This is a genomic window from Pseudomonas sp. SR18, assembly GCF_023701505.1.
Taxonomy (GTDB): domain Bacteria; phylum Pseudomonadota; class Gammaproteobacteria; order Pseudomonadales; family Pseudomonadaceae; genus Aquipseudomonas; species Aquipseudomonas cyclaminis.
Genome location: NZ_JAMQAU010000002.1, coordinates 451,823 through 469,454, shown reverse-complemented (window position 1 = coordinate 469,454; position 17,632 = coordinate 451,823). Strand labels below are relative to the sequence as shown.

16 protein-coding genes are annotated in these 17,632 nt (G+C 60.8%); 10 read left to right on the top strand and 6 right to left on the bottom strand.

Features of this window, described 5'->3' with window-relative positions; genetic code table 11:
• Positions 1 to 38: 38 nt before the first annotated feature.
• The 8 genes from NDJ82_RS06005 to NDJ82_RS05970 all read left to right on the top strand — a co-directional run bounded on the left by NDJ82_RS06005 (position 39) and on the right by NDJ82_RS05970 (position 8,774).
• Positions 39 to 806, top strand: coding sequence for a TerC family protein (locus NDJ82_RS06005; protein WP_099586223.1), 768 nt, complete (start codon positions 39 to 41; stop codon positions 804 to 806).
• 213 nt (positions 807 to 1,019) lie between these two features.
• On the top strand, positions 1,020 to 2,678 hold the full coding sequence (locus NDJ82_RS06000; protein WP_099586222.1) for a Na/Pi cotransporter family protein: 1,659 nt from the start codon (positions 1,020 to 1,022) through the stop codon (positions 2,676 to 2,678).
• Between the two features lie 57 nt (positions 2,679 to 2,735).
• A complete protein-coding gene (locus NDJ82_RS05995; RefSeq protein WP_250925087.1) occupies positions 2,736 to 4,118 on the top strand; it encodes a M16 family metallopeptidase in 1,383 nt (460 codons plus the stop codon).
• A gap of 72 nt (positions 4,119 to 4,190) precedes the next feature.
• On the top strand, positions 4,191 to 5,222 hold the full coding sequence (locus NDJ82_RS05990) for a DUF5924 family protein (protein WP_099586220.1): 1,032 nt from the start codon (positions 4,191 to 4,193) through the stop codon (positions 5,220 to 5,222).
• A 55-nt stretch (positions 5,223 to 5,277) separates the two neighbouring features.
• Positions 5,278 to 6,426, top strand: a complete 1,149-nt coding sequence (locus NDJ82_RS05985; protein ID WP_250925086.1) for an ABC transporter permease — start codon at positions 5,278 to 5,280, stop codon at positions 6,424 to 6,426.
• Entirely contained in the window at positions 6,423 to 7,226 is an 804-nt protein-coding gene (locus NDJ82_RS05980) for an ABC transporter ATP-binding protein (RefSeq protein ID WP_099586218.1), read from the top strand. Before NDJ82_RS05985 ends, NDJ82_RS05980 begins: the two co-directional genes overlap by 4 nt.
• Position 7,227: 1 nt before the next feature.
• The gene (locus NDJ82_RS05975; protein ID WP_099586217.1) at positions 7,228 to 8,166 is read left to right on the top strand and encodes an MlaD family protein; all 939 of its coding nucleotides are present in this window, start codon (positions 7,228 to 7,230) and stop codon (positions 8,164 to 8,166) included.
• Positions 8,163 to 8,774 (top strand): ABC-type transport auxiliary lipoprotein family protein, encoded by a 612-nt coding sequence (locus tag NDJ82_RS05970; RefSeq protein ID WP_250925085.1) that lies wholly within the window; start codon positions 8,163 to 8,165, stop codon positions 8,772 to 8,774. The genes NDJ82_RS05975 and NDJ82_RS05970 overlap by 4 nt, the downstream gene beginning before the upstream one ends.
• 93 nt (positions 8,775 to 8,867) lie before the next feature.
• Here NDJ82_RS05970 and NDJ82_RS05965 read toward each other — a convergent pair whose 3' ends face one another.
• The 5 genes from NDJ82_RS05965 to NDJ82_RS05945 all read right to left on the bottom strand — a co-directional run bounded on the left by NDJ82_RS05965 (position 8,868) and on the right by NDJ82_RS05945 (position 13,267).
• Positions 8,868 to 10,097, bottom strand: coding sequence for a spore maturation protein (locus tag NDJ82_RS05965; RefSeq protein ID WP_250925084.1), 1,230 nt, complete (start codon positions 10,095 to 10,097; stop codon positions 8,868 to 8,870).
• Positions 10,098 to 10,194: 97 nt separating this feature from the next.
• Complete coding sequence (gltP, locus tag NDJ82_RS05960; protein WP_099586214.1) at positions 10,195 to 11,526, bottom strand: glutamate/aspartate:proton symporter GltP; 1,332 nt, start codon at positions 11,524 to 11,526, stop codon at positions 10,195 to 10,197.
• A 729-nt stretch (positions 11,527 to 12,255) separates the two neighbouring features.
• On the bottom strand, positions 12,256 to 12,723 hold the full coding sequence (locus NDJ82_RS05955; RefSeq protein ID WP_099586213.1) for an inhibitor of vertebrate lysozyme family protein: 468 nt from the start codon (positions 12,721 to 12,723) through the stop codon (positions 12,256 to 12,258).
• A gap of 2 nt (positions 12,724 to 12,725) precedes the next feature.
• Complete coding sequence (locus tag NDJ82_RS05950; RefSeq protein ID WP_003170804.1) at positions 12,726 to 12,890, bottom strand: DUF1328 domain-containing protein; 165 nt, start codon at positions 12,888 to 12,890, stop codon at positions 12,726 to 12,728.
• A gap of 80 nt (positions 12,891 to 12,970) precedes the next feature.
• The gene (locus tag NDJ82_RS05945; RefSeq protein ID WP_112196890.1) at positions 12,971 to 13,267 is read right to left on the bottom strand and encodes a hypothetical protein; all 297 of its coding nucleotides are present in this window, start codon (positions 13,265 to 13,267) and stop codon (positions 12,971 to 12,973) included.
• Between the two features lie 377 nt (positions 13,268 to 13,644).
• On the opposite strand from NDJ82_RS05945, the gene algB reads away from it, so the two are divergent.
• Complete coding sequence (gene algB, locus NDJ82_RS05940) at positions 13,645 to 14,991, top strand: sigma-54-dependent response regulator transcription factor AlgB (protein WP_099586212.1); 1,347 nt, start codon at positions 13,645 to 13,647, stop codon at positions 14,989 to 14,991.
• Between the two features lie 10 nt (positions 14,992 to 15,001).
• Positions 15,002 to 16,789: an ATP-binding protein gene (locus NDJ82_RS05935; protein ID WP_250925083.1), complete on the top strand. Its 1,788-nt coding sequence runs from the start codon at positions 15,002 to 15,004 to the stop codon at positions 16,787 to 16,789.
• Positions 16,790 to 16,792: 3 nt separating this feature from the next.
• Here NDJ82_RS05935 and NDJ82_RS05930 read toward each other — a convergent pair whose 3' ends face one another.
• The gene (locus tag NDJ82_RS05930) at positions 16,793 to 17,569 is read right to left on the bottom strand and encodes an N-acetylmuramoyl-L-alanine amidase (protein ID WP_099586210.1); all 777 of its coding nucleotides are present in this window, start codon (positions 17,567 to 17,569) and stop codon (positions 16,793 to 16,795) included.
• Between the last annotated feature and the right edge of the window lie 63 nt (positions 17,570 to 17,632).

Sequence of the window (17,632 nt, the reverse complement as noted above, 5' to 3'; positions counted from 1 at the left end):
ACGCCGGTGCGGTCTAACACACGCTCAAAGGAATACACATGGAATGGCTGACCAATCCGGAAATCTGGATTGCCTTCTTCACCCTGACGGCCCTGGAGATCGTCCTGGGCATCGATAACATCATCATGATTTCGATCCTGGTCAGCCGCATGCCCAAGCATATGCAGGCCCGCACCCGGATCTTCGGCCTGGCGCTGGCCATGGTCACGCGTATCCTGCTGCTGCTGTCGATCACCTGGGTCATGCAACTCACCGCCGACCTGTTCGTAGTGTTTGGCCAAGGCATTTCCGGTCGCGATCTGATCCTGTTCTTCGGTGGTCTGTTCCTGCTGTGGAAAAGCTCCCAAGAGATGTACCACGCCCTGGAAGGTGAAGACGAATCCCACGACGAGCCGAAAGGCGCCGGTGGCAAGTTCATCTACACCATCATCCAGATCGCGATCATCGACATCGTGTTCTCCCTGGACTCGGTGATCACGGCTGTCGGCATGGTCTCCCATGTACCGGTCATGGTTGCCGCCATCGTGGTTGCCGTCCTGGTGATGATGCTGGCTGCTGGCACCATCAGCGAATTCATCGACAAGCACCCGTCGCTGAAAATGCTGGCGCTGTCGTTCCTGCTGGTAGTGGGTACCGTGCTGATCGCCGAGTCCTTCGATGTGCACGTGCCAAAAGGCTACGTCTACTTCGCCATGGCGTTCTCGCTGGCAGTAGAAGCGGTGAACATCAAGATGCGCACCGCCATCGCGAAAAAGAAGAAACAGCAGGATCCCGTGAAACTGCGCAAGGACATCCCGGGTCAATAACCCGAGCCAGTCGAAAAAACGGGGCGCTTGCGTCCCGTTTTTTTTAATCCGCACAAAGCTGACTTCATGACAGTTTTGTTTCAATCCCCACTTTAGCTATGCGATGCTGGCGCAGAGCCCATTCGCCAACTACAGCTTAAGTACAAGACGTAGAGCGGCACGCGGCAATTTTCCTTCGCTCCTGTTGGAGCACACCTACACGGGGGGCCGAGCATGCTGACCTTGCTCAATCTGCTTTCCGCCGTGACCCTGCTTATCTGGGGCACGCACATCGTCCGTACCGGCATCCTGCGGGTCTACGGCTCCAATTTGCGTCAGGTCATCGGGCATAACATGTCCAAGCGCTGGCTTGCGTTTGTCGCCGGTATCCTGGTGACAGCCATGGTCCAGAGCAGCAACGCCACCGCTATGCTGGTGACCTCATTTGTCGGCCAGGGCCTGATGGGGCTGATGCCCGCCCTGGCGACCATGCTCGGCGCCGACGTCGGTACCGCGCTGATGGCGCGGGTCCTGACCTTGGACTTGTCCTGGCTGTCACCGCTGCTGATCTTCCTCGGCGTTATTTTCTTTCTGTCACGCAAACAGACGCGGGCAGGGCAGTTGGGGCGGGTGGGGATTGGCCTCGGGCTGATCATCCTCGCGCTGCAACTGATCGTCGAAGCCGCCGGGCCGATTACCCATGCCCAGGGCGTCAAAGTGATCTTCGCTTCGCTGACTGGCGACATCCTGCTCGACGCCCTGGTCGGCGCCTTGTTCGCGATGATTTCCTACTCAAGCTTGGCTGCTGTCCTACTGACGGCCACCCTGGCCGGTGCCGGTGTGATCGGCCTGCACGTGGCCATCGGCCTGGTGATCGGTGCCAACATCGGCAGCGGCGTGCTGGCCTTCCTCAGCACCAGCATGCAAAACGCCGCCGGGCGCCAGGTGGCCCTCGGCAGCCTGTTGTACAAGCTGATCGGCCTGCTGCTGATCATTCCGGTGCTCGACCCCCTCGTGCGCTGGATGGATGATTTGGACTACAGCACCCAAGGCATGGTCATCACCTTCCACCTGCTCTACAACGTCAGCCGCTGCCTGATCCTGCTACCGACCATCGGCCCAATGGCGCGTCTGTGCGCGTGGCTGCTGCCCGAACGAGAAGACTCCAACGGCAAGGCCAAACCCCGTCATCTGGACCTCACGGCCCTCACCACGCCCAGCCTGGCACTGGCCAATGCCGCACGCGAAACCCTGCGCCTGGGCGACCTGATCGACAACATGCTCACCTCTATGCTGGAAGTACTGCGTGGCAAGCAAACCGCCATCACCCAGGAGATGCGCAGTCTCAGCGATGACGTCGAAGCGCTCTACAGCGCGATCAAACTCTACCTGGCACAAATGCCCCGCGAAGACCTCAGCGAACAGGACAGCCGCCGCTGGGCCGAAATCATTGAGCTGTCGATCAACCTGAAGCTCGCCGGCGACCTGATCGAACGCATGCTGCGCAAAGTCCAGCAGCAGAAAACCTCCCAGCGTCGCCAGTTTTCTGAAGTCGGCCTGGAAGAACTCACCGGACTGCACAGCCAATTGATCGCCAACCTGCGACTGGGCCTTTCGGTGTTCCTCAGCGCCGACCCGGAAAGCGCGCGTCAATTGCTGCGTGAGAAACGCCGCTTTCGCGCCCAGGAACGCCGCCTGGCCCACGCCCACGTGAGTCGCCTGCAACGCAAAATCGTACAAAGCCTGGAGACCAGTTCCCTGCACTTGGAGCTGATTGCTGACATGAAACGCCTCAACTCGTTGTTTTGCAGCAGTGCGTATGTAGTGTTGGAAACGTCCGACACTGGCGCGCTCTCGGCCGAAGATATTGCCGACATCACGCATTCGCCCTGAACGTACGATGGCCCGTGAAGTCAGTTAAAGCTGACCTCACTCGCCAGGAAGCCAGTTATGCGTCGCCTGTTATTTGCCTGCCTGCTCATGGGTTCTGCCCACGCCTTTGCCTTTGACCGCCTGCAAGTCGAGGGCTACACCTTGCCCAACGGCCTGCAATTGCTGCTCAAACCGGGAACCGAACGTGGGCACGTGGCGATCCGGCTGGTAGTCGGTGTAGGCCTGGATGACTTCGCCTGTGAGGAAAAGGAACTGCCGCACTTGCTCGAACACTTGCTGTTCAGTGGCATCGACGGCGGCGGCGAAGGCGACCTCGAAGAGCGCATGCAGGCCCTGGGCGGCGAGTGGAACGCCTACACCAGCAATGCCGACACCACCTTCGTGATCGAGGCCCCCGCGCACAACCAGCGCAAGGTGCTCGACCTGTTGCTGGCGATCATCACCCGCACTGAACTGACCGACGCCAATATCGATGCGGCCAAAAAAGTCGTCGAACGCGAAGACGGTGGCCATTACTCGCACCTGCAACGCCTGCTGGATCGTCAAGACCTCGGCCACACCGCCAGCAATCAACTGGCCGTGGAGCTGGGCCTCAAATGCGCCGAGCGCGCCGAAGTCGAGCACTTGACCCGCGACCAACTGCAGACACTGCGCAAAAACTGGTACGCCCCCAACAACATGACGCTGATCGTCGTCGGCGAACTCGACAAACTGCTGCCGGCCTACCTGGAACGCACCTACGGCGAACTCGATCCGGTGGACCCCACCGAGCACAGGCCCCTGCCGGACATCCAGCACGCCGCCCTCGGCCACCGCGACCTGATCCACGGCTGGGTGGGTAACGGCGCCAAACTGCACTGGCTGTTCCCCGAACCGACGCTGGACGACCAGCACGATGAAACCTACGACCTGCTCAAGGACTACCTCGACTGGGCGCTGTACCGCCAACTGCGCCTCAAGCACGGTTTGTCCTACGGCCCCTGGAGCGAACGTGAAGTGCTCGGCGGCGTCGGTTTCCTCAGCCTGAATGCCGACCTTGAGCGGGAAAACCTCCCCGAAGCCGAACAGGTGCTGCACGACCTCACCGCGCAATTGCTCAAGGACGGTCTGGATCCGGCCACCTTCGCCCGCCTGCAACAAGCCGCCATCGCCCGGCAAGCCTGGGCCGTGCAGGGCAACAGCGCCTTGGCCGACTACTATTGGGCAGCCGCGGCGGACTACGACAAGGGCCGCTTCAGCGATCCGGCCAAACGCATCAAGGCCGTCAACCTGGATCAGGCCAACCAGGCCCTGCGCCAAGTGCTCAAGCAGCCAGGCTACTGGCGCGTCGAAAAACCGCTGCTGAGCTACGACATGCTCAACTGGATTGGCGCCGGCGTGCTCGGCCTGATCGCCATTGTGTTGATCGGCGTGCGGGTTTATCGCAAACGGATCACGTAATCGGGCACCGGACACCAGGCTAAGACGTTATTCTGTCTGGGATTTTTTCCTACAAAGACTGCGAACCGCCGAATGCAAAACGTGACCCGTTTAATCACCCGCATCCTCGAACTGATGAAGCGCTACCCAGGGGTGATTGCACTCGGCGGCTTCATTTCGGGTGTGTGCAGCTTCATTTTGGTGGACCGCCAGCAGGGCATGGCCAGTTGGATCGCGGTCATCATGCTGGTGAGCTGGTTGTGGCTGATGTTGGAGAACAGCTTCACCCAGCTGTTTACCAAGGTGTTCAAGCGGGAAATTCCCGAACCGCTGCTGCGCTACGCCACCCAGATGATCCATCAGGAAAGTCTGTTCTTCGTGCTGCCGTTCTTTTTCGTCACCACGGCGTGGAACAGCGGCCAGTCGGTGTTTACCGGCCTGCTCGGCGCGGCGGCACTGGTGTCGATCATCGACCCGCTGTACTACAAATGGCTGGCGCCCAAACGCTCGCTGTTCCTGGCGCTGCACACCCTGACGCTGTTTGCCGCACTGCTCACCGCGCTGCCGATCATCCTGCACCTGACCACCGCCGAGAGTTACAAACTTGCCCTCGGCGTGGCCATGGCGTTGTCGATTCCAAGCCTGGCGGTGAGCATGCCGCTGCGCAGCCTCAAGGGTTGGGCGATGCTGCTGGGCGTAACGGCCGCGATTGGTTGCGCAGGTTGGTTCCTACGCAGTTGGGTACCACCGGCCACCCTGTGGATGACCGAAGTGGCCATCAGCACCCAGTTACAAGACCGCACGCCTGGCGATGACCTCAAGGAAGTCACCGCCGCCCAACTGCGCAGTAGCGGGCTCTACGCCTACACCGCGATCAACGCGCCACGCGGGCTGAATGAGCGGATCTACCACGTGTGGAAATTCAACGGCAAAGAGGTCGACCGCATCGCCCTGGACATCCACGGCGGGCGCAAGGAAGGCTATCGCGCCTGGACCCACAAGCAGAACTTCCCGCCCGATGCGGTAGGACGCTGGCAGGTTCGGGTACTGACCGAAGATGGGCAGGTGATCGGCGTGCTGCGTTTCAAAGTGACTGACGCAGCACAAACGGACAACCCGAAGTAAGCGGTATCGTGCTATTACGTAGGAATTGTGGATAGCCAATACAAGCTTGGAGCTTATGAACAGTAGTCCCACGGCCGGCGCCGCCCACCTCGACACCTCCACCACCCCTCCGTTACTGCGGATTACGGGGGACTGGACCCTAGCCCACTACGCCAACCTGAAGAAGCTGTCGGACAAACTCGACAGCCAATACGACGCCGGTGCCCGCATCGACCTCAATGGTCTCGGCGCCCTGGATACCGCCGGCGCCTCGCTGCTGGTGGAGTTACTGGGCTCAACCCGCATCGAGCAATCCGCCGAGCAGACCGATTGCAGCCTGTCCGCTGCCGACCGTGCCTTGCTCAAGACCGTCTACCGCTCCCTCAATGACTTTTGCGTACCGGAAAAAGCGCCGGAAGAGGCTGCCGGTATCCAAGTGCTGGCCCGCATCGGTCGGGCGGTGGATACCGTCTGGCAGGACAGCAAGCAACTGTTGGGCTTCGTTGGCCTGATCCTCGAAACCTTTGCCCGCGGCGTTTTGCGCCCCAAGCGCTGGCGCCTGACGCCGATGGTTGCCCATCTCGAACAGGTCGGCCTCGATGCCGCACCCATTGTGGCGTTGCTGACCTTTCTGGTCGGTGCCGTGGTGGCGTTTCTAGGCGCCACGGTACTCAAAAGCTTCGGCGCGACGATTTTTACCGTGGACCTGGTGGCGTTTTCCTTCCTGCGCGAATTCGGCGTGTTGCTCACCGCGATCCTGATCGCCGGCCGCACCGCCAGTGCCTTCACCGCGCAGATCGGCTCGATGAAGGCCAACGAAGAAATCGACGCGATCCGAACTCTCGGCCTGGACCCGATGGAGCTGCTGGTATTGCCCCGCGTACTCGCGCTGCTGGTGGCGCTGCCAATGCTGACCTTTTTGGCGATGCTCTCGGGGATCGTCGGTGGCGGCGTGGTGTGTGCCGTGGCGCTGGATATTTCGCCGGCGATGTTCCTCTCGCTGCTGCAGTCGGACATCGGCGTGCAGCATTTTCTGGTGGGCATGGCGAAAGCGCCGATCTTCGCCTTCCTGATCGCGGCCATTGGCTGCCTTGAAGGGTTCAAAGTCAGCGGCAGTGCCGAATCGGTCGGCGCCCACACCACCTCCAGCGTGGTGCAATCGATCTTTGTGGTGATCGTGCTGGATGCGGTCGCCGCGCTGTTTTTCATGGAGATGGGCTGGTGAGTCGCTTACACCGTGCACCCGCTGAGGCGGTGATCGAGGTTCGTGGGCTGTGCAATCGGTTCGGCAGCCAGAGCGTGCACGAGAATCTCGACCTGGACTTGTACAAGGGCGAAATCCTCGCCGTGGTTGGCGGCTCCGGCAGCGGCAAGTCGGTGCTGTTGCGCAGCATCGTCGGCCTACGCCGGCCCAGCGAAGGCCAAGTGCGGGTGTTCGGCAAGAACCTGCCGAGCCTGTCGGAGCATGAACGTTCGCTGGTAGAGCGGCGCTTTGGCGTGCTGTTCCAGAAGGGCGCGCTGTTTTCCTCGCTGACCGTGACCGAGAACGTCGCGCTGCCGCTGATCGAGCACGCCGGCCTCAGCCGCCGCGACGCCGAGCACCTGGCGGCGGTCAAACTGGCCCTGGCCGGGCTGCCGCTGTCGGCGGCCGACAAATACCCCGCGTCGCTGTCTGGCGGCATGATCAAGCGCGCCGCACTCGCCCGCGCCCTGGCGCTGGACCCGGACATCCTGTTCCTCGACGAACCCACCGCCGGCCTCGACCCGATTGGCGCAGCGCAATTCGACCAACTGATCCTGACCTTGCGTGATGCACTGGGCCTGAGCGTGTTCCTGGTCACCCATGACCTGGACACGCTGTACACCATCACCGACCGTGTGGCGGTGCTGGCGCAGAAGAAAGTGCTGGTGGCGGACGCCATCGATATCGTCTCGGAAACGGACGACGCCTGGATTCACGAATACTTCCACGGCCCCCGGGGCCGCGCGGCATTGGATGCCGCTCAACCGCTCAACGAGGTATGACATGGAAACCCGAGCCCATCATGTGATGATCGGACTGTTCAGCGTGATCGTAGTGGTCGGCGCGATGCTGTTTGGCCTGTGGCTGGCCAAATCCAGCGTCGACAGCGCCTTCCAGGATTACGAAGTGATCTTCAACGAAGCGGTCAGCGGCCTGTCCCAGGGCAGCTCGGTGCAATACAGCGGGATCAAGGTGGGCGACGTGATCAGCTTGAGCCTGGACCCCAACGACCCGCGCCGCGTACTCGCACGTATCCGCTTGGCCGGGCAGACGCCGATCAAGGAGGACACCCAGGCCAAACTCGCGCTGACCGGCATCACCGGTACGTCGATCATCCAGCTCAGCGGCGGCACGCCCCAAAGTGCGGTGCTCAAGGGCAAGGACGGCAACCTGCCGCAGATTATCGCCTCGCCATCGCCCATCGCGCGGTTGCTCAATAACAGCAATGACTTAATGACCGGTATCAACGTGCTGCTGCACAACGCCAACAACATGTTCTCCTCGGAGAACGTCGAGCGTTTGAGCAAAACCCTGGACAACCTGCAGCAAACCACCGGCGCCATTGCCGACCAGCGCGGCGACATCAAAGTGGTGATGCAACAACTGATGCAGGTGAGCAAACAGGCCAGCGCGGCGCTGGAGCAGACCACCGTGCTGATGCGCAATGCCAATGGCTTGCTCAATGATCAAGGCAAGCAAGCCTTCGGCAGTGCCGAACAGGCGATGAAATCCCTGGAGCAAAGCACCGCCACCATCAATACCTTGCTGACCAATAACAAGGACTCGGTGAACAGCGGCATGCAGGGCCTCAACGAACTGGCGCCGGCCGTGCGCGAACTGCGCGAAACCCTCGGTTCGCTGCGCGCCATCTCCCGCCGCCTGGAAGCCAATCCCAGCGGTTACCTGCTGGGCAGTGACAAGAACAAGGAGTTCACGCCATGAAGCGTGCTTATCAAATGATCGCGCCTATGGCGCTGGCACTGGTGAGCGCCTGCTCGATCCTGCCCAAGGCCGACCCGTCGGACGTGTACCGCCTGGCCTCGGCCCAGGCGACGACCCAAGGCACGCCGGTGAGCTGGTCGCTACGGCTGAGCAAACCACAAACCAGCGAGTTCCTCGACAGCCCACGCATCGCCGTGGTGCCCAATGGCGACCTGATCAGCAGCTACGCCAACTCGCGCTGGAGCGACCCCGCGCCGGTGCTGTTGCGTAATCGCCTGCTGGACGGCTTCCAGCGCGATGGCCGGGTGACGCTGTTGAGCACCGACGACACCAATCTGCAGGCCGACTATGAGCTGGGCGGGCAATTGCAGGCGTTTCAGAGCGAGTACCGGGGCAGCGCGGTGGAGGTGGTGATCCGCCTCGACGCACGCCTGGTGCGGGGGAGTGATCAGCGGATCATTGCCAGCCGGCGCTTTGAAGTGCGCCAGCCGGTGACTGACATCAAAGTACCGGCGGTGGTGGCGGGGTTTGGGTTGGCGGGGGATCAGCTGAATAAGCAGGTGGTGGACTGGGTGGTGCAGCAGGGCAGCGGTGTTGCGAAACGCTGAGGGCCTCATCGGGGGCAAGCCCACTCCCACATTTTGAATGTGTTCACAGATCAACATGTGGGAGGGGGCTTGCCCCCGATAGCACTCTAAACCTTAACCAAAGAACCAGTAGCACACGGCAATCGCCGCCACGACACCGGCAAACTCCGCCAGCAACGCACACCCCACCGCATGCCGCGCCCGCTGAATACCCACCGAACCGAAGTACACCGCCAACACATAAAAGGTGGTTTCCGTACTGCCCTGGATCGTCGCCGCGACCAGTGCCGGGAAACTGTCCACGCCCTGGGTTTGCATGGTCTCGATCAGCATTGCCCGCGCGGCGCTGCCGGAGAACGGCTTGACCATCGCGGTCGGCAACGCATCGACGAAGCGCGTGTCCATGCCGGTCCATGCCACCACGTGGCGAATGCCTTCCAGGCCGAACTCAAGGGCTCCCGAAGCACGCAGCACGCCGACGGCACAGAGCATCGCGACCAAGTAAGGCAGCAGGTTCTTGGCCACGTCGAAGCCTTCTTTGGCGCCTTCGACAAACGCTTCGTACACCTTCACCTTGCGCAGCGCACCGATCACCAGGAACAGCATGATCAGGCCAAACAATGTGAGGTTGCCGAGGATCGACGACAAACCGGCCAGCGCGGTGGCGGACAGGGTTGCCAGTAACGCCATAAAGCCACCCAGCACCAGCGCACCCGGAATCAGGTAAGCCAGCACCACCGGGTCCCACAGCCGCAGGCGCTGCATCACCGCCACCGAAAGCAGGCCCACCAGGGTGGACGCGCTGGTGGCCAACAGGATCGGCAGGAACACCAGCGTCGGGTCGGCAGCGCCTTGCTGGGCGCGGTACATAAAGATGGTCACCGGCAGCAGCGTCAGCGACGAGGCGTTGAGCACCAGGAAGAGGATCTGCGCGTTACTCGCCGTGCTGGGGATGGGGTTGAGTTCCTGCAACGCCTTCATGGCCTTCAGGCCGATAGGCGTCGCGGCATTGTCCAGGCCCAGGCCGTTGGCGGCGAAGTTGAGGGTGATCAAACCGATGGCCGGGTGGCCGGCGGGCACTTCCGGCATCAGGCGGCGGAACAGCGGGCCAAGGGCCTTGGCCAGCCAATCGACAATCCCGGCCTTCTCGGCAATGCGCAAGAAGCCCAGCCACAGCGTCAGGGTGCCGAACAGCAGCACCATCACTTCCACCGACAGCTTGGCCATGGCGAAAATGCTTTCGACCATCGCTGCAAAAATCCCGGCGTTACCGCCCACCAGCCATTGCGCCAGTGCTGACACCATTGCCACGACAAAAAAGCCAAGCCACAGGCCATTGAGCATCAGTTGAATCCCCCGAAAGATGGGGCGAATGATAGCGGGGCTGGCAGAAACGACAAACCCCGGATTTACCGGGGTTTGTCTTCAAGCTGTCCTACGATCAGCCGCGAGTGGCTTGGGCCGTCGGCAGGGCTTGCTTGGTGCGCCAGTGTGGCAGCGAGTTCCAGTAGCGCTCGCCCTTGGCGTCGTCGTACATGCCTTCCCAACGGGAGATGACCAATACCGCCAGCGCGTTACCGATCACGTTGAGGGCGGTACGCGCCATGTCCATGATGCGGTCCACACCGGCGATGAACGCCAGGCCTTCCAGCGGAATACCGACGCTGCCCAAGGTGGCCAGCAGTACCACAAAGGACACGCCCGGCACGCCGGCGATGCCTTTGGAGGTGACCATCAGGGTCAGCACCAGCATCAGTTGCTGGCCGATCGACAGGTCGATGCCGTACAGCTGGGCGATAAAGATTGCCGCGATGCTCTGGTACAGGGTCGAACCGTCGAGGTTGAACGAGTAACCGGTCGGCACCACGAAGCTGCAGATCGCTTTCGGCGCGCCGTAGGCTTCCATCTTCTCGATCACACGCGGCAGCACGGTTTCAGAGCTGGCGGTGGAGTAGGCCAGTACCAGCTCATCCTTGAAGATGCGCATCAGCTTGAGGATCGAGAAGCCGAACAGACGGGCGATCAGGCCCAATACTGCAAAAGCGAAGAACAGGATGGCGACGTAAACCAGGATCACCAGCTTGGCCAGCGGCAGCAAGGAGGCGAAGCCGAAGTTGGCCACCGTCACCGCAATCAGTGCGAATACGCCGATTGGCGCGTACTTCATGATCATGTGGGTGACTTTGAACATGCTCTCGGACACGCCCTGGAACATGGTCACCAGCGGCTCGCGCAGCTCCGGTTTGAGACTCGACAGGCCCAGGCCGAACAGCACCGAGAAGAAGATGATCGGCAGCATTTCGCCACGGGCGACGGCGGCGAAGATGTTCGACGGGATCAGGTTGAGGATGGTTTCGATGAACGCATGCTCATGCTGCACTTCGGCGGCGGTCGCCTGGTACTTGGAGATATCCACCGTACCCAGGGTGCTCATGTCGATGCCCGCGCCCGGGTGAAACAGGTTGGCCAGCAGCAGGCCGACCACAATGGCGATGGTGGTGACAACTTCGAAGTAAAGGATGGTTTTGACGCCGATGCGGCCGAGCTTTTTCGCGTCACCGACACCGGCAATACCGACGATCAGCGAGGAAATCACAATCGGGATCACGATCATCTTGATCAGGCGGATAAAGATATCGCCCGCCGGCTGCAATACGTTGCTGATCCACCAGGCCTTTTCAGCACTGAAATGGTTGAGCACTGCACCGATTGCAATCCCCAGCACCAACCCGATGAGGATCTGCCAGGCGAGGCTTAGCTTTGCCTTCTTCATGTCATTACCCTTACTTCAAGTGAACTTAAGGCAAATGCGCCAGCTGGACCGCTCGAAAGCGAAAAAGTGTGTGCATCTGCCTCCATGAAAGGTCACCGCAGCGTGGCCGAAATGGCTTACTGGCAGGCGAAAAAAGGCGCAACTATTCCGACGCAAGGGAGCGACGTCTAATGCCGTAAACGCCTACCCTATGCCGAATCGGCATGACTTTTTTTCATAATAACTGTCCGAACGGTCAGTTCAAATGCGACATTTTGTCAGGTGAATATGCCGTGAACCGGCCAATTCAGGCTCGCGCAGAGATTCTGCACGTGTTTGGTGCATTGGCAGGAATGCCGGGGAATTCGGTGGGATTGCGTAAGAATTGTCCTATAGACCCAACAAAACTTTCTCGATAGATGGTCGTCCCGACATACCAAGTAATGGTTGGAAACGAGCAAAAAGAAAATTAGCGGCTATAGGTGGCATAAAAGGCAGGGATGAGCGTCATAAGCCCGCCGCAAGTTCAGCAAGCCTTCAGCTTGTGAACCTGCGTCGCAGCTTTTCGCCTGACCCGGCCCTTGCGCAGGTACTCCCTGTACCCGTAGGTCACGCCGATCTCATTTGATCAGAGCAACCCGGCCCCTTGGTCATGCACCGCCCTTGGGGAGCGGCACAAACAGGAAGAAGCGTGCTTGCTTCTTCCTATGGATGCTGGCCCCGTTGACGACTAACGCCGTCAGACGGCACCTAGTACCAATTCGGATCTTTCTTCAACTGCTCCATCAGCAGCTTCTGCATGCCTTCATCCGGCTTACCGATAAAGCGGTAGTCGGCGTGACGCGTTGGCGATTTGTCTGCCGGCAGACCGGCGGGGACTTCAACCAACATGGCGTAGGCATCTTCCTTGTCGAGGCTGAAGGCGACGATCAAGCGCTTGCTCTTGCAGGTCTCTGCGGTTTCACAAAGCGGCCCGACCAAATACTGGTCACCCCCCTCTTCCACGGCATTCATCTGCTCGGCCGTGCCCGACAGATTCATCACCCATTCCGGCAGGCGTTCTTCTTTTTTCACCACGTCTTGCCAAGTCTCGCGGTACTGCGGGTCCGCGGTCAGCAATTGGTTGGCCCGGGATTGGCCGTCATTGGCGGCCATCGCCAGGCCGCTGCCGCCCAAGATCAGGGCGGCAGCCATGGCTTTAAAGCACAGAGTGGTCATATTCAGCCTCGGCCGCGACGACCAAAGAAGAACGAAGCGATGAACATCACCAGGAAAACTACGAACAGGATCTTGGCGATCCCCGTGGCGGTGCCCGCGATACCACCGAAGCCCAGAACTGCAGCCACAATGGCGATGATCAGAAATGTGATTGCCCAACTCAACATGGTGATTCTCCTTACGCTTCGATAGAGGTAACAGCGGTGATGCCGTACGGACGTTCAACACAAACGACCGCATTTGTTGCCTAGAACACCCAGCGCTCTTGGGTTGGCAGCTCGCCCAGGGTCGAATCCTGGTCAGCCACTCTCAATTGGGGTGCGGTTACATCAGCAGCACTACCGACGGTACGGCTGCCAATGGAACTGAAATGGGTCTGGGTCGTTACCGGACGTTCGAACTGCGGGGCTTGTTGCTGACTCTGCTGCCAATGCTGCATCTGCTGGCCGGCAATCAGCGTGACCATCACGGCCAAGCTGGCAAACATGCCTTGCTGCAAGCGCAGCGGCGATACACGCATTTGGCTGAGGGTTTGGCGAGTCATGCTGATGTTCTCCCGCATTCTGATTATTCGTTGGGAGAGGTATTGCAGAGCGCATGCCAGCTTTTTATCAAAATAAAAATCAATAAAATCAGCAAGTTACGCAATAAGCGTTTGACTCGGATGCAGCATCCTGCACGATGCCCTCCGAAGGGCCGTGCGAAATGCACGATGACCAGCAGTCGGATCAAAGGATCGAAAGCGACGGTGAGGTTGCCGAAGTGGCAAGACGGCATGAAAACGCCACTAGGCGGGGCTTTGTAGGAAGAGAAGCAGATACCTGCACGGCAATGCCTTTTATCAATCAGAATAAACCATGCAACTTGCCCGATTATTCCGGGACTAAGCACCATCACTCATAGTTAAGGAGCGCGGGACAGATGGAATCAGCCAAGGAACTTCAAGGCCGCATTCTTTTAGTGGATGACGAGTCCGCGATCCTCCGCACCTTCCGTTATTGCCTGGAAGATGAAGGCTACACCGTCGCCACCGCCAACAGCGCCGCCCAGGCCGATGCCCTGATGCAACGCCAGGTGTTCGACCTGTGCTTCCTGGACCTGCGCCTGGGCGAAGACAACGGCTTGGACGTGCTGGCCCAAATGCGCATCCAGGCGCCGTGGATGCGCGTGGTGATTGTCACCGCGCATTCCGCTGTCGACACCGCCGTGGACGCGATCCAGGCCGGCGCCGCTGATTACCTGGTCAAGCCTTGCAGCCCCGATCAACTGCGCCTCGCTACGGCTAAGCAGTTGGAAGTGCGCCAGCTCTCCGCACGCCTGGAGGCATTGGAAGGTGCGGTGCGCCAGCCTAAGGACGGCCTCGACTCCCATAGCCCATCGATGATGGTCGTGCTCGAAACTGCGCGCCAAGTGGCCGGGACCGACGCCAACATCCTTATCCTCGGCGAGTCCGGCACCGGTAAAGGTGAACTGGCCCGCGCCATTCACGGCTGGAGCAAGCGCGCAAAGAAATCCTGCGTGACCATCAACTGCCCGTCGCTGACGGCCGAACTGATGGAAAGCGAGCTGTTCGGTCATAGCCGTGGCGCCTTCACCGGCGCCAGTGAGAGCACCTTGGGCCGAGTCAACCAGGCGGACGGCGGCACGCTGTTTCTTGATGAGATCGGCGACTTTCCCCTCACGTTGCAACCCAAGTTGCTCCGTTTCATTCAGGACAAGGAATACGAGCGCGTGGGCGACCCGGTGACCCGTCGCGCCGACGTGCGCATCCTCGCAGCCACCAACCTGAACCTGGAAGACATGGTGCGCGACGGGCGTTTCCGTGAAGACTTGCTGTACCGCCTCAACGTCATCACCCTGCATCTGCCACCGCTGCGTGAGCGCAGTGAAGACATCCTGACGCTGGCCGACCGCTTCCTGGCGCGCTTCGTCAAGGAATACGCCCGCCCGGCGCGGGGTTTCAGTGATCAAGCGCGTGAAGCGCTGCTCAACTATCGCTGGCCCGGCAACATCCGTGAGCTGCGCAACGTGGTGGAGCGCGCGAGCATCATCTGCCCGCAGGAAAAGGTCGAGGTCGTCCACCTCGGCATGGCCGAGCAACCGACCAACAACGCCCCGCGCATTGGTGCGGCATTGAGCCTGGACGAGCTGGAAAAAGCCCATATCGGCGCAGTCCTGGCCACCAGCGACACCCTGGACCAGGCGGCACGTACCCTCGGCATCGACGCGTCGACCCTGTACCGCAAACGCAAACAGTACAACCTGTGAGCTGCACCCTATGAAGCTAGCGATGAAGCTGCGCACTCGGCTGTTCCTGAGCATCTCGGCGCTGATCACCGTCGCTTTGCTGGGCCTGATCCTGGGCCTCGTCAGCGTGATGCAGATGGCCAAGACCCAGGAATCGCTGATTCGCAGCAACTTCGTCACCCTGGATCTGGGCCTGAAACTGCGCCAGAGCCTGGGCGACCAGTTGATCATGATGCTGGAACAACGCCCCGACCCCGAGGCGCTGCAAACCTCCAAAAAGCGTTACTTCGACTTACTGGACGAAGGCATCGCCCACGAGCAGCGCGATGGCCGTGGCAACGGTTTCAGCCAGGCGCGCCGCCAGTACCAGGACTTGCTTGAAGCGTTCGACCAATCCCAGCAAGCGTCGCCGCCGCCAGACAGCAAGCAAAAACTCACCGAAACCTTCAATGTGCTGCGCAACGGGCTGATTGCAGAACATAAACAAGCGCTGGAAAACATCAGCGCCAGCGAGCACAAATCCCGCGAGCGCGCCTTGTTGGTCGCGGGTTTGCTGGGGTTGGTGGGGCTTGCGGTGCTGATCATCGGATTTGTCACGGCTCACGGTATCGCCCGGCGGTTTGGCGGCCCGATTGAAGCGCTGGCCAAAGCGGCGGACAAGATCGGCCAAGGCGATTTCGAAGTCACGCTGCCGATCTCTTCAGCGGCAGAAATGAACTTGCTGACCCGCCGCTTCGGTCTCATGGCCGAAGCGGTGCGCCAGCATCAGGCGACCAATGTTGACGAACTGCTGGCCGGCCAGCAGCGCCTGCAAGCCGTGCTCGATAGCATCGACGATGGCCTGCTGATGATTGACCGCCAAGGCCGCTTGGAGCACCTCAACCCCGTCGCGCAGCGCCAGTTGGGCTGGGACGAGGAACGCCTCGGCCAAGGCCTTGGCGAAGCGCTGATGCGCCCGGAGCTGGATGAGCAGCTACAACTGGTGCTGCGCGGCGGCAACCTGGAGCGGGCGCCGGACGATCTGGAAGTGGAAGTCGAGGGCGAGCTGCGCCTGCTGACCTACAGCCTCACACCGGTCAGCCATACCGAAGGGCATATTCTCGGCGCCGTGATGGTGCTGCACGACGTCACCGAACAGCGCGCCTTCGAACGTGTACGCAGCGAATTCGTCCTGCGCGCCTCCCATGAACTGCGCACGCCGGTGACCGGCATGCACATGGCATTCGGCCTGTTCCGCGAACGTGCGAAGTTTCCGGCGGAGTCCCGCGAAGCGGACCTGCTGGATACGGTCAATGAAGAAATGCAGCGCCTGATGCAGTTGATCAACGACTTGCTCAACTTTTCGCGTTACCAGAACGGCCTGCAGAAACTTACCCTGGGGCCGTGCGACGTGACCGATCTGCTCGAACATGCTCGTGCACGCTTTGTGGAGCCCGCCAACGCGCAGCGGATCGAGTTACTGGTAGAAGTCCAATCCGGCCTGCCGCGGCTGTATGCCGACCGGGCGCAACTGGAGCGCGTGCTCGACAACCTGCTGGGCAATGCCTTGCGCCACACCGCCGACGGCGGGCAGATTCATCTGCAGGCGCGGCGCCATGGCGAGCGGGTCATCATCAGTGTCGAAGACAACGGCGAAGGCATCGCGTATGGCCAGCAAGGGCGCATTTTCGAACCCTTCGTCCAGGTGGGCCGCAAGAAGGGCGGCGCCGGCCTGGGGCTCGCGCTGTGCAAAGAGATCGTGCAATTGCACGGCGGCCGCATGGGCGTGTATTCGCGGCCGGGGCAGGGCACACAGTTCTACATGGCGTTGCCGCTTTAAAACTTAGCGCCGGTTGAGGACACGCAGGATGGCGGCACTTTCGGCATCCGGCTCACCGACGAACAGGGAAGGCCGGAAACGCATCTGGAACGCCGCGATCACGTGGCGCGTTGCGACATCCAGTTCGCCGGTCTGGGGCGTCGGATAACCCAGCAGCGCCAGCTCTTCCTGAAACCAGGCAATGCTCGGCAGTTGCGCAGCATATTGCACCTGGAAACGCGCAACGGCCTGGGCATCCGGCCATACACCCAGACCCTCATCTGCCAGGCGCTTCCAGGGGAACAACGGCCCCGGATCCAGTTTGCGCAGCGGTGCTATATCGCTGTGACCGATGATGTTCTTGGGATCGATGCCATTGCGCTTGCTGATGTCCTTGAGCAGCACAACCAGCGATTTCACCTGGGCCTCGGAGTACGGGTACCACAGGCGGCCTGTGGGCGTGTCCTTGTAGCCAGGGTTTACAATTTCGATCCCGATGGAGCTGGAATTGAGCCACGTACGCCCCATCCACTCGCTTTCTCCCGCGTGCCAGGCGCGCTGGCTTTCGTCCACCAGCTTGTAGATGGTAGCGGAGGCGTCGTCGCCGATCAGGTAATGCGCGCTGACCTCGCCATGGGTCAGCAAGGCCAGGGATCGCTCAAGATTGGTGGAGGTGTAGTGGACGACCACGAACTGCACACGGTTGTCGTGGTTCGCCGAAGGGTGGCTGGTGTCCAGGCGGGGACCGCTGGCGCAGCCGGCGAGCAGGAGAAACACAAAGGCGAAGTACAGGGATTTCATGGCGGTAGGCGGTACGCTGAAGACGATAATGCAACAGTGTAACGTACCGTCCGTGGTCAGACG